11 protein-coding genes and 1 pseudogene are annotated in these 11542 nt (G+C 73.1%); 5 read left to right on the forward strand and 7 right to left on the reverse strand.

Features of this window, described 5'->3' with window-relative positions; all coding sequences use genetic code 11:
- The first annotated feature begins 167 nt into the window (after positions 1 to 167).
- Entirely contained in the window at positions 168 to 923 is a 756-nt protein-coding gene (locus tag ACFV61_RS14325) for a MerR family transcriptional regulator (RefSeq protein WP_380491869.1), read from the forward strand.
- A 141-nt stretch (positions 924 to 1064) separates the two neighbouring features.
- On the opposite strand, the gene ACFV61_RS14330 is transcribed toward ACFV61_RS14325, so the two are convergent.
- The 4 genes from ACFV61_RS14330 to ACFV61_RS14345 are packed head-to-tail and all read right to left on the reverse strand — an operon-like array spanning position 1065 to position 6877.
- Positions 1065 to 3257 carry a 3-hydroxyacyl-CoA dehydrogenase NAD-binding domain-containing protein gene (locus ACFV61_RS14330; RefSeq protein WP_380491871.1) on the reverse strand — a complete coding sequence of 731 codons (2193 nt, stop codon included), beginning with the start codon at positions 3255 to 3257 and terminating at the stop codon, positions 1065 to 1067.
- A 38-nt stretch (positions 3258 to 3295) separates the two neighbouring features.
- Positions 3296 to 4510 carry an acetyl-CoA C-acetyltransferase gene (locus ACFV61_RS14335; protein WP_380491873.1) on the reverse strand — a complete coding sequence of 405 codons (1215 nt, stop codon included), beginning with the start codon at positions 4508 to 4510 and terminating at the stop codon, positions 3296 to 3298.
- Between the two features lie 40 nt (positions 4511 to 4550).
- Positions 4551 to 5693: an acyl-CoA dehydrogenase family protein gene (locus ACFV61_RS14340; RefSeq protein WP_380491875.1), complete on the reverse strand. Its 1143-nt coding sequence runs from the start codon at positions 5691 to 5693 to the stop codon at positions 4551 to 4553.
- A 2-nt stretch (positions 5694 to 5695) separates the two neighbouring features.
- Complete coding sequence (locus ACFV61_RS14345) at positions 5696 to 6877, reverse strand: CaiB/BaiF CoA transferase family protein (RefSeq protein ID WP_380374753.1); 1182 nt, start codon at positions 6875 to 6877, stop codon at positions 5696 to 5698.
- A 48-nt stretch (positions 6878 to 6925) separates the two neighbouring features.
- Here ACFV61_RS14345 and ACFV61_RS14350 point away from each other — a divergent pair, with 48 nt between their 5' ends.
- The 3 genes from ACFV61_RS14350 to ACFV61_RS14360 all read left to right on the forward strand — a co-directional run bounded on the left by ACFV61_RS14350 (position 6926) and on the right by ACFV61_RS14360 (position 8536).
- Complete coding sequence (locus ACFV61_RS14350) at positions 6926 to 7081, forward strand: hypothetical protein (protein ID WP_380374751.1); 156 nt, start codon at positions 6926 to 6928, stop codon at positions 7079 to 7081.
- 91 nt (positions 7082 to 7172) lie between these two features.
- The gene (locus tag ACFV61_RS14355) at positions 7173 to 7754 is read left to right on the forward strand and encodes a GNAT family N-acetyltransferase (protein WP_380491877.1); all 582 of its coding nucleotides are present in this window, start codon (positions 7173 to 7175) and stop codon (positions 7752 to 7754) included.
- Positions 7755 to 7888: 134 nt separating this feature from the next.
- A complete protein-coding gene (locus ACFV61_RS14360; RefSeq protein WP_063347008.1) occupies positions 7889 to 8536 on the forward strand; it encodes a Pr6Pr family membrane protein in 648 nt (215 codons plus the stop codon).
- 100 nt (positions 8537 to 8636) lie between these two features.
- Here ACFV61_RS14360 and ACFV61_RS14365 read toward each other — a convergent pair whose 3' ends face one another.
- A complete protein-coding gene (locus ACFV61_RS14365) occupies positions 8637 to 9008 on the reverse strand; it encodes a hypothetical protein (RefSeq protein WP_063351003.1) in 372 nt (123 codons plus the stop codon).
- Between the two features lie 25 nt (positions 9009 to 9033).
- On the reverse strand, positions 9034 to 9246 hold the full coding sequence (locus tag ACFV61_RS14370; RefSeq protein ID WP_063351004.1) for a hypothetical protein: 213 nt from the start codon (positions 9244 to 9246) through the stop codon (positions 9034 to 9036).
- A gap of 335 nt (positions 9247 to 9581) precedes the next feature.
- Between ACFV61_RS14370 and ACFV61_RS14375 the strand changes: the two genes are divergently transcribed.
- Positions 9582 to 11000: a S41 family peptidase gene (locus ACFV61_RS14375; RefSeq protein ID WP_380491879.1), complete on the forward strand. Its 1419-nt coding sequence runs from the start codon at positions 9582 to 9584 to the stop codon at positions 10998 to 11000.
- A 71-nt stretch (positions 11001 to 11071) separates the two neighbouring features.
- On the opposite strand, the pseudogene ACFV61_RS14380 reads toward ACFV61_RS14375, so the two are convergent.
- Positions 11072 to 11464, reverse strand: a pseudogene (locus ACFV61_RS14380) (AAA family ATPase); the annotation flags it as partial.
- Positions 11465 to 11542 lie beyond the last annotated feature (78 nt).

Raw genomic sequence — 11542 nt, forward strand, 5'->3', positions numbered from 1 at the left:
CGCGCGCGCCGCCCGCCCCGGCCCCCGCGCGGGGGGGGGGGACTCACGTGTGCGGCGGGCCACCGTCGCCGGTGGATCAGCCGGTGGAGCATCCGGTAGACCAGGGGGACGGGCACTGTCACACTGCTGCTGTCACAGTGGAAGTGTGCCAGTGCAGGAGGCGGCAGATGGGGGAGCTCGGGGCCGTGGGAGACGGGGGCGGGGTGCGGCTGACGGTCGACGAACTGGCGGCGCGGGCCGGGGTGACGGTCCGGACGGTGCGGTTCTACGGGACGAAGGGCCTGCTGCCACCACCGGAGTTGGGGCCGCGCCGGGTCGGGCTGTACGGGGCGGCGCACCTGGACCGGCTGGAGCTGATCGAGGAGTTGCAGCGCCAGGGGCTGACGTTGGCCGCGATCGAGCGGTACCTGGCCCGGCTGCCGGAGGACAGCACGCCGCTGGACCTGGCGATCCACCGGGCGCTGGTGGCGTCCTGGACGCCCGAGGCGGCGGAGGAACTGGGCCGGGCGCAGTTGGAGCGGCGGGCCGGGCGGGGGCTGTCGGAGGAACAGGTGGAACGCCTGGTCGCGATGGGGGCGTTGGAGCGGACGGCCGATCCGGAGCTGTTCCGGGTGGATCCGGGCCTGCTGCCGCTGGGGGTGCGGATCCTGGACGTGCCGATCCCGTTGGAGACGCTGCTGGCCGCGCGGGCGGTGGTGCTGGAGCACAGCCGGGCGACGGCCCGGGAGTTGCAGCGGCTGTTCCGGGAGACGGTGTGGCGGCCCTACCGGGAGACCGAGCCGGCGCCGGACGAGCTGGCCCTGATGAAGGCGCTGACGGACCACATCCAGCCGATGGTGGCGCAGGCACTGGTCACGGCGTTCCAGCGCTCGCTGCGGGAGGAACTCGGCGAGGAACTGCGGGAGGACTCGGCGGGGAGCTGAACGGGGAGCTCGGCGGGGAACTCAGCAGGGAGCTGAGCAAGGAACTCGGCGAGGACCTGGGCAGGGACCTGGCCGGGAATCGCAGGAGGAGCCGGGTGGGGGCCGTCCGACACCCGGCCCCCACCCGCTCAGGACTGACGGTCAGTCGGTGAAGGTGCGCCCCTCCGCCGCGATCCGCTCCAGCAGCGCCGGCGGCGCGAACCGTTCGCCGTAGGCGGCGGCGAGTTCGCGGGCCCGGGCCGCGAAGCCGGCCGGGCCGCCCTCGTACCCGTTGATGTACTGGAACACGCCGCCCGTCCAGGCCGGGAAGCCGATGCCGAGGATGGAGCCCACGTTGGCGTCGGCGACCGAGGTCAGCACGCCCTCCTCCAGGCAGCGCACCGAGTCCAGCGCCTCGCTGAACAGCATCCGCTCCTTGAGGTCCTCGAAGGGGAAGCCCTCGGAGGGGACGTCCGCGGCCGGCTCGCCGAAGTGCTCGCGCAGCCCCGGCCAGAGCCGCCCGCGCTTGCCGTCCTCGCCGTACTCGTAGAAGCCGGCGCCGCCGCTGCGCCCGGGGCGGCCGAACTCGTCGACCATCCGGTCGACCACCGCGTCGGCCGGGTGGGGCGTCCAGCTGCCGCCGGCGGCCTCGACCGCGCGCCGGTACTCGTCGCGGATCTTGCGCGGCAGGGTGAGGGTGAGCTCGTCCATCAGCGAGAGCACCTTGGCGGGGTAGCCGGCCTGGGCGGCGGCCTGCTCGATGCTGGCCGGGGGGACGCCCTCGCCGACCATGGCGACGCCCTCGTTGAGGAACTGGCCGATGACCCGCGAGGTGAAGAAGCCGCGCGAGTCGTTGACCACGATCGGGGTCCGGTCGATCTGCCGGACCAGGTCGAAGGCGCGGGCGAGGGCCTCGTCGCCGGTCTGCGGGCCGCGGATGATCTCGACCAGGCGCATCTTGTCGACCGGGGAGAAGAAGTGCAGTCCGATGAAGTCCTCGGTGCGCTCGACGCCTTCGGCGAGCAGCCCGATCGGCAGGGTGGAGGTGTTGGAGCAGAGCAGCGCGTCGGGGGCGAGGACGCCCTCGACCTCCTGGAACACCTTGTGCTTGAGCTCGGTGTTCTCGAAGACGGCCTCGATCACCGCGTCGCAGCCGGCCAGGTCCGCGGCCTCGGCGGTGGGGGTGATCCGGGCGAGCAGCGCGTCCCGCTTGGCCTCGGTGGAGCGGCCGCGGGCGATCGCCTTGTCCAGCAGCCCGGCGGAGTAGGCCTTGCCGCGTTCGGCGGCGGCCATGCTCACGTCCTTGAGCACGACCTCGATGCCGGCCTTGGCGCAGGTGTAGGCGATGCCCGCGCCCATCATCCCGGCGCCGAGCACGGCGACCTTGCGGACGAGTCGCTTCTCGACGCCCTGGGGGCGGCCGGCGCCGGAGTTGACCGCCTGGAGGTCGAAGAACAGCGCCTGGATCATGTTCTTGCTGGTCTGTCCGCAGGCGAGCTCGGTGAAGTAGCGGGCCTCGATCGCCATCGCGGTGTCGATGTCGACCTGGGCGCTCTCCACGGCGGCGGCCAGGATGTTGCGCGGGGCCGGGTAGGGCGCGCCGTTCAGCTGCTTGCGCAGGTTGGCCGGGAAGGCGGGCAGGTTGGCGGCGAACGCCGGGGTCGCGGGGGTGCCGCCGGGGATCTTGTGGCCCTTGACGTCCCAGGGCTGGACGGCGGCCGGGTTGGCCTCGATCCAGGCCCGCGCCCGGGCGGTCAACTCCTCCGGGGTGGCGACGAGTTCGTGGACGAGTCCGTGTCCCAGGGCCTGCGCCGGACGGTACTGGCGGCCCTCCAGGAGGAACTTCAGCAGGGCGTCGGTGATGCCGAACAGCCGTACGGTGCGGACCACTCCGCCGCCGCCCGGCAGCAGGCCGAGGGTGACCTCGGGCAGGCCGAGCCGGCTGGCGGGGTTGTCCAGGGCGATCCGGTGGTGGCAGGCGAGGGCGATCTCCAGGCCGCCGCCGAGCGCGCTGCCGTTGACGGCGGCGACGACCGGCTTGCCGAGGGTCTCCAGCCTGCGCAGCGCGCGCTTGATCCGCTGGGACTTCTCGAAGACGGCGGCGGCGTCCTCGGGGCGGGCGGCGGAGAGCAGCCGGAGGTCTCCCCCGGCGAAGAAGGTCTTCTTCCCGGAGGTGACGATCACGCCGCGCAGCCCGTCGGCGGCGGCGAGGCCGGCCAGCCGGTCGACGACGGCGTCGAGGTCGGTGGTGAAGGCCTCGTTCATGGTGTTGACGGACTGGGTCGGGTCGTCGAGGACGAGGGTGACCACGCCGTCCTGGTCCTGCTCCCAGCGGATGGTGGTGGTGTCGCTCATGAGTTCAGGGTCTCCGAGGGGATCCGAGGGACAGTGGGTCAGATGCGCTCGACGATGGTGGCGACGCCCATGCCGCCGCCCACGCACAGGGTGATCAGGCCGTAGCGCAGGTCGCGCCGCTCCAACTCGTCGATCACGGTGCCGAGCAGCATCGCGCCGGTGGCGCCGAGCGGGTGGCCGAGGGCGATCGCGCCGCCGTTGACGTTGACCTGATCCGGCCGGAAGCCCAGTTCGCGGATGAAGCGCAGGGCGACCGCCGCGAAGGCCTCGTTGATCTCGACCAGGTCGATGTCGGCGGCGGTGAGCCCGGCCTTGGCGAGCGCCTTGCGGGTGGCCGGGGCGGGGCCGGTGAGCATGATGGTGGGCTCGGAGCCGGAGACGGCGGCGGAGACGATCCGGGCGCGCGGGCGCAGCCCGTACCGCTCGCCGATCTCCCGGCTGCCGATGGCGACGAGCGCGGCGCCGTCGACGATGCCGGAGGAGTTGCCGGCGTGGTGGACGTGGTCGATGGCCTCGACCCAGTGGTACTTCTGCAGGGCGACGGCGTCGAAGCCGCCGGCCTCGCCGATGCCGGCGAAGGAGGGCTTGAGGCCGGCCAGGGTCTCGACGGTGGTGCCGGGGCGGATGAACTCGTCGCGCTCCAGCACGACCAGGCCGTTGCGGTCGCGGACCGGGACCACCGAGCGGTCGAACAGGCCGTCCGCCTGCGCCTTGGCGGCGCGGGCCTGGGATTCGGCGGCGAAGGCGTCCACGTCGGTGCGGGAGAAGCCCTCGATGGTGGCGATCAGGTCGGCACCGATGCCCTGCGGGACGAAGTTGGTCTCGTACGCGGTCATCGGGTCCGCGAACCAGGCGCCGCCGTCGGAGGCCATCTTGACCCGGGACATCGACTCGACGCCGCCGGCCAGGATGAGGTCCTCCCAGCCCGAACGGACCTTGGCGGCGGCCAGGTTGACGGCCTCCAGCCCGGAGGCGCAGAAGCGGTTCTCCTGGACGCCGGCCACCGTGTCGGGCAGGCCGGCCGCGATGGCCGCGATCCGGGCGATGTCGGAGCCCTGGTCGCCGACCGGGCTGACCACGCCGAGCACGATGTCGTCGATCGCCGCCGGGTCCAGCTCGGGGTGCCGGTTGCGCAGTTCGTGGATCAGGCCGACGACGAGGTCGATCGGCTTGGTGCCGTGCAGCGAGCCGGTGGCCTTGCCCCGGCCGCGCGGGGTGCGGATCGCGTCGTAGACGTACGCTTCGGTGGTCACGGTCAAACGCCTTTCGGGGCAGGGGGTTTCGCGGGAGGCCTCAGCCGAGGACGGACCGGCCGACGATCTCCTTCATGATCTCGGTGGTGCCGCCGTAGATGGTCTGGATCCGGCCGTCGGTGAACGCCCGGGCGACCGGGAACTCGCTCATGTACCCGTAGCCGCCGTGCAGTTGGAGGCAGCGGTCGGCGGTGCGCTTCTGCAGTTCGGTGGCCCACCACTTGGCCATCGAGGCGTCCGCCGGGGTGAGCGCGTAGCGGTTGTGCTCGGTGATGCAGCGGTCGACGAAGGCCCGGGTGACGGCGCACTCGGTGGCGAGTTCGGCGATCTCGAAGCGCACGTGCTGGAGCTTGGCCAGCGGGCGGCCGAAGGCCTCGCGCTGCTTGACGTAGTCGGTGGTGATCTCGACCAGGTACTCGGCGCCGGCGATCGCCGCGGCCGCGATGGTCAGCCGCTCCTGGGCGAGGTTCTGCATCAGGTGGACGAAGCCGCCGTTGAGCTCGCCGAGCAGGTTCGCCTTCGGCACCCGGACGTCCTCGAAGAACAACTCGGCGGTGTCCTGGGACTTCTGGCCGATCTTGTCCAGGTTGCGGCCGCGCTCGAAGCCGGGCATGCCGCGCTCGACGACCAGCAGGCTCAGCCCGTGCGCGCCGCCCTCGGGGGTGGTGCGGGCGACCACGACCACCAGGTCGGCGAGGATGCCGTTGGAGATGAAGGTCTTGGCGCCGTTGAGCAGGTAGTGGTCGCCCCGGTCGACGGCCTGGGTGCGGATGCCCTGGAGGTCGGAGCCGGTGCCGGGCTCGGTCATCGCGATCGCGGTGATCAGCTCGCCGCTGCAGAAGCCGGGCAGCCAGCGGCGCTTCTGCTCCTCGGTGGCGAGCGAGGTGAGGTAGGGGCCGATGATGTCGTTGTGCAGGCCGATCGCCAGCCCGGAGGCGCCGGCCCGGGCGAACTCCTCGGCCAGCACGGCGGCGTAGCGGAAGTCCGGGGCGCCCCCGCCGCCGTACTCCTCGGGGACGGCCATCCCGAGCAGGCCCTGGCGGCCGGCCGCCAGCCAGGCGGAGCGGTCGACGATGCCGGCCTTCTCCCAGCGGTCGTAGTGCGGCAGCACCTCCTTGGCGAGGAAGGCCCGCACGGCGGCCCGGAAGTCCTCGTGCTGCTCGGTGAAGATCTCGCGCTGCAACGCTACGCTCCTTGTCCTGCATCGGAGTTGTCGGAGTTGAGGGACGGGACGGCCCAGTCGCGGGCCACCTCGGCGGTGTCCGCACCCGGCCGGGCCGGCGGGCGGCGCAGCGCGCCGGGGGTGGCGGAGAAGCGCGGGGCGGGGGCGGGCTGGGTGACACCGCCCGCCTCGACGTAGGTGCCGCGCGCCAACAGGTGCTCCTCCCGGGCTGCCTGACGCATCGTCAGTACGGGCTCCACGCAGGCGTCGGAGCCGGCGAAGACGGCCTCCCACTCGGCCCTGGTCCGGGTGGCGAAGCGGTCGGCGATCAGGGCTCGCAGTTCGGGCCAGCGGGCCAGGTCGTACTGCCCGGGCGCCTGCGGGCCGAGTTCCAGCAGCCGGGCGAACTCGGCGTAGAACTGCGGCTCCAGCGCCCCCACGGCCAGGTGTCCGCCGTCGGCCGCCCGGTAGACCGCGTAGAACGGCGCGCCGCCGTCCAGCAGGTTGGCGCCCCGGCGGTCCTGCCAGTGGCCGGCCGCGAGCAGTCCCCACAGCATGCTGGACAGGTGCGCCGCGCCGTCCACGATCGCGGCGTCGACGACCTGGCCGGCGCCGGTGCTCCTGGCGTGGTGCAGCCCGGCGAGCAGGCCGACGACCAGGTAGAGCGAGCCGCCCGCGTAGTCGCCCAGCAGGTTGGCCGGGATGCCGGGCGCCTCCTCGGGCCCGCCCGGCCCCGCGACCAGGCCGAGCACCCCGGCCACCGCCGCGTACCCGAGGTCGTGCCCGGCACTGGCGGCGCGCGGCCCCTGCTGCCCCCACCCGGTCATCCGCCCGTACACCAGCGCCGGGTTGCGGGCCAGGCAGTCCTGCGGCCCGACCCCGAGCCGCTCCGCGACCCCGGGCCGGTAGCCCTCGATCAGCAGGTCCGCCCGCTCGACCAGGTCCAGCACCAGGCCGGGCCCCGCCGGGGACTTGAGGTCGACCAGCACCGACCGCTTGTTCCGGTTGGTCACGTCGTACGCCGGATCGATGCCCAGCGGCGACGGATCCGGCCGGTCCACCCGCACCACGTCGGCGCCCAGGTCGGCCAGCAGCATCGCTGCGAACGGCCCCGGCCCGATCCCCGCGAGCTCGACCACCCGCACCCCCGCCAACGGGCCGGGGCCGGTGGCCGTGGCGCCCGGCGGACTGCTCGTGTCACGCACTGGCTGCAGAACCCTTCTGGGTTTGACAGTAAAGCTGTAACACCCGCGATGATAGAGAAGCGACCCGCCGGTAACAAGACCTCCTCCCCCACCATGAACACCGCCGCCGAGGACTTCGCCGCCGCCTGCCGCCTGCCGCCCGAGCGACTGCGCCGGTTCCTCACCGCCGGGGGCAAGGCGATCGAGCGTGAGCCGATCCCGTAGCCGGGGCGGGTGGGCGGAAATGGTCGGGCGACTGTCGGGGTAATGGCCTATGGTGCGGTAGACCTATTACGAACGACACGGGGGAAGCGCCATGACCACCACCGGACACGCCACCGGACACGCCACCGGACACGCCACCGGACACGCCACCGGACACGCCACCCGCACGATCGTCACCGCCTCCGAGCGGCTGGTGCTCGGACGGCCCCAGGAGGGGGACGTGGAGGCGGTGTTCGCGATCCACGGGGATCCGGAGACCAACCGGTACAACCCCAACGGGCCCCACCGCGACCGGGCGGCGAGCCGGGAGATGCTGGACGGCTTCGTCGCCGACTGGGCGCGGGACGGGGTGGGGTACTGCACCGTGTCCACCCGGGAGGAGCCGGAGGTGGTCATCGGGTTCTCCGGGCTCTACCTACACACGCTGGACGGCGAGCGGGTGTTCAACCTCTACTACCGCTTCCGGCCGTCCGCCTGGGGCCTGGGCTACGCCGCCGAGGCGGCCCGGGCGGCGATGGCGGAGGCGCTGCCGCGCTTCCCCGGCGTGCCGGTGGTCGCCCTGATCCACCCGGACAACGTGCCGTCCCGCCGGCTCGCCGAGCGGCTCGGGCTGCTGCCGGACCCGGACGGCCGCACCGACGACGAGGACCGGCTGATCCACCGGATGGCCTGAGCCGGGCGGCCGACCTGGCCACCGCCCTGAGCAGGACCGTTTCTTCCGTCCCGCTGCTACCTGCGAGTAGAGTGCGGCGTTCCCCCTTAGCCGTCCGATACCTCCCGTATCGCCTGAAACGAACTGGTGGCCGCATGACAGTCCGGACCCGCCCCGCGCTGTGGTGGCGCATGGGCATCGTGCTCTCGGCGGGCCTCGGCCTGACCCTCGGAACCGCGCCGCTGGTGTTCTTCACCGTGCAGAGCAACGTCATCGTGCTCGGCTACTTCATCGGCGCCGTGTACTGGATGCTCAAGCGCGACACCGTGGACGCGCCCGCACCCCGGCTGCGCGGCGCCGCCACCCTGTACATCCTGATCACCGGTCTGGTCTCGCACGTCCTGCTCCAGCACGGCGCCAACCCGCTGCCCGGGCTGGTCAGCGGGCCGGACAAGCTCGCGCACTGGTCGTCGTTCTTCCTGCACTACGTGACGCCGGTGATGGTGATCGCCGACTGGCTGGCGCTGAAGCCGCGCAACGCGGCGGCCTGGAAGGACATCCCGCTCTGGCTGGCCTTCCCGCTCGGCTACGCGGCGATCGTGCTCGCCCGGAACGCGCTGTTCGACGACTACCCGACGCCCTACCCCTACTTCTTCTTCGACCCCACCACCAAGGGCTACGGCTACGTCTGGGGCCAGATAGCCCTGCTGACGGTCGAGTTCGTGGTGCTGGCCGCCGCCGTGGTCGGGCTGGACCGGCTGGGAACGCTGGTCGCGGGCAAGCTGAGGTCCGCCAAGTCCTGAATGCCCGGGCCCGGATGACGGCCTCCCCGGGGGTGCCCTTTCGCCGGGGCGCTTTCCGGGAACGCCCTTTCCCGGGTGACCGTCCGCGCGGCGGCCGGCCTCAGATCCGCCAGGAGCGGATCCGGTCGGCCGCCGCGAACACGTCCGCCCCGCCCGCCGCGATGTCGCGGGCCAGCTCGACCAGCGCCCCGTACGGCGGGTCGACGCCCTCCTTGGCCGCGTGCATGTACGCGGCCGTCGTCATGCAGGCGTACAGGTTGTTGCGCACCGGCAAGGGGCGCAGCAGCACGATGGTGTGCATCAGGGTGGCCGCGCACCAGGCGGCGTCGGCGTTGTGGCCGAGTTGCGCGGTGTTCACCCGGTGCCGGGCGACGGCGGCCTGGAGCGCGGAGTAGTCCCGCACGCTGAGGTCCTCCGGCGAGGCCAGTTCCTGCACGTCGAGCAGCCAGCGCAGGTCGACGTGGAACAGCATCATCCCCGCACCCCCGCCGCGCCGTTCACGCCGCCGGCGCGTCCTCCGGGAACGCGGCGTCGAACTCCGCCCGGTGCGACTTCCAGAACGCCACCGCGTGGTCCACGAACACCCGCCGCTGCTGCTCCCGCACGCTCAGGTCGTGGATGTACGCCTTGATGCTCTTACCGTCCGCGGCGGCGGCCTCGCGGATCGCGGCGAGCTCGTGCTCCGTGTACTCGATGTTGAGCGCAGGCATGGCGCCGATGGTACTGGAGCGCACCGGAGTTGGGACCATCAACGGAGGATTTTCACCCGCCGTCAAAAGGGTTTGCTGTCGATACCCCCGCGGAGTGGTTTCGGCGCAGCCGCGGGTAGCCCCCAAGTCGGGCGGGGGTCGGGCACGCGGGATGACGCCGGGGCGGCGGGGGCCGCCGTAGCGTCGGGGGCAAGGCGGCGGAGCGGTTCCGCGGGGGAGGCCGGGCGGTTCGGCGGAGGCCGGAGATGACGCGCAGGACAGTGGGCAGGACCGCAGTGAGCAGGGCCGCGGCGAGCAGGACTGGGGCGAGCGGGGCGGCAGTGGGCAGAGCGGCAGTGGGCAGGACGGTGGCGGCCACGGCGGTGGCGCTCGCGACGACGGTCGCGGTGGCGGCGCCGGGGGTGGCCGCGACGCAGGCCGACGGCCAGGACAGGCGGGGCAGGTCCCTCCAGGGGGTCTGGCAGATGGACGGGTACGGCCTGGTGGCCGTGGTCTCCGGGAGCAGCCTGGTCACCTACGACGTGACGACGCACAGCTGCGTGCCGGGGTGGGTCACCGGGACGCAGGACGGCGCCCCCGGCCGGGACGGCACCGTCCGGTACGTCCTGGGCGACAACGCCCTCACCCTCACCCCGCAGCCGGGCGGGCGCCGGGCGATCGACGCCGAGGAGGGCGGGACGGGCACCAAGACGCTGCGCCGCCTGGACGCGCTGCCGGCGCTGTGCACCCGGCCCGCCCCCAACGACCCGCTCGCGGTCTTCGACCGGTTCTGGGAGACCTTCGAGGAGAACTACCCCTTCTTCGCCGCCAAGGGGATCGACTGGCACGCGGCCCGCGACGAGCAGCGCGCGAAGATCACTCCGGCGACCACCACCGACCAGCTCCAGCAGATCTTCATCGACCTGCTGACCCCGCTCAAGGACGCGCACACCGGTCTGGCCCGGGTGACCAGTACCGGCCCGACCGGCGTCTACTCCGGCCGGCGCGACGGCTCGTTGAAGTCGACGCCCGCCCTACGGGACGCGGCCCGCAAGGCCGTCGACGCACAACTGACCGGCCCTGAACAGGAGTTCGCCGTCAATGAGCAGGGGGTGAGCCGGCTGGGCGTGGGCCGGCTCCCGGGCGGCGTCGGCTACCTGCGGGTGAGCGGCTTCGACGGCTACGCGACCGGCGGGTTCGCCGCCCAGGCCAAGGAGCTCGACCGGGCGCTGGACGCCCTGCTCGCCGACCCCGACCGGCTCAACGGCCTGGTGATCGACGTCCGGCTGAACGGCGGCGGCTCGGACGCGCTCGGGCAGCAGATCGCCGCCCGGCTCACCGACCGCCCGTACGTCGCCTACCGCAAGGTGGCCCGCGACGACCCGGCCGACCCCACGAAGTTCACCCGGCCGCAGCCGGTCGTGGTGCGGCCCGCGCACACCGAGCACTTCACCGGCCCCGTCGCCCTGCTCACCTCCTCGCTGTCGATCAGCGCCGCCGAGACCTTCACCCAGACCCTGATGGGCCGTTCCCCGCACGTCGTCCGGATCGGCGAGAACACCCAGGGCGTCTTCTCCGACGTACTGATCAAGACCCTCTCGCCGGACTTCATGGTGGTGCTGCCGAACGAGAAGTACCTCACGCCCGACGGCAGCACCTTCGACGGCCCCGGCATCCCGCCGGACATCCGCACGCCGGTGTTCACCGATGACGAGCCGGCCGGGCTCAAGGACTCCGCCCTGAGCACGGCCCGCCGCGTCCTCGGCGAGCAGTAGCGGCCGCATCGCGGGCGAGGCAGGCCGCGCCGTACCGGCCACCCCGGCGGCGGCCGCCCGCGCCGTACCGGCTACATCGGATCCACCCCCCGCAGTTCGCCGTCCAGCTCCAGCCACCGGGTGAGGCCCAGGCCGCGCAGGAACGGCACGTCGTGGCTGGCCACGATCAGCGCGCCCTGGTAGGCGGCGAGCGCCTGGGTGAGCTGGCGGACGCTGGCGAGGTCCAGATTGTTGGTCGGCTCGTCGAGCAGCAGCAGCTGCGGCGGCGGGTCGGCCAGCAGCAGCGCGGCCAGGGTGGCCCGGAACCGCTCGCCGCCGGAGAGGGTCGCGGCGGGCTGGTCGGCCCGGCCGCCGCGGAACAGGAAGCGGGCCAGCCGGGCACGGATCGCGTTGTCCCCGGCGGCGGGGGCGAACAGCTTGACGTTCTCCGCCACGGTCAGCTTGTCGTCCAGCAGGTCGAGGCGCGGCGGGCCGGGTGCGACCCGCACCCCGGGGGGGTCGACCCCCCCCCACCCGGCGCGGGAGCCCCCCCGGGGGCGCGC

The organism is Kitasatospora sp. NPDC059817 (assembly GCF_042731835.1).
GTDB lineage: Bacteria > Actinomycetota > Actinomycetes > Streptomycetales > Streptomycetaceae > Kitasatospora.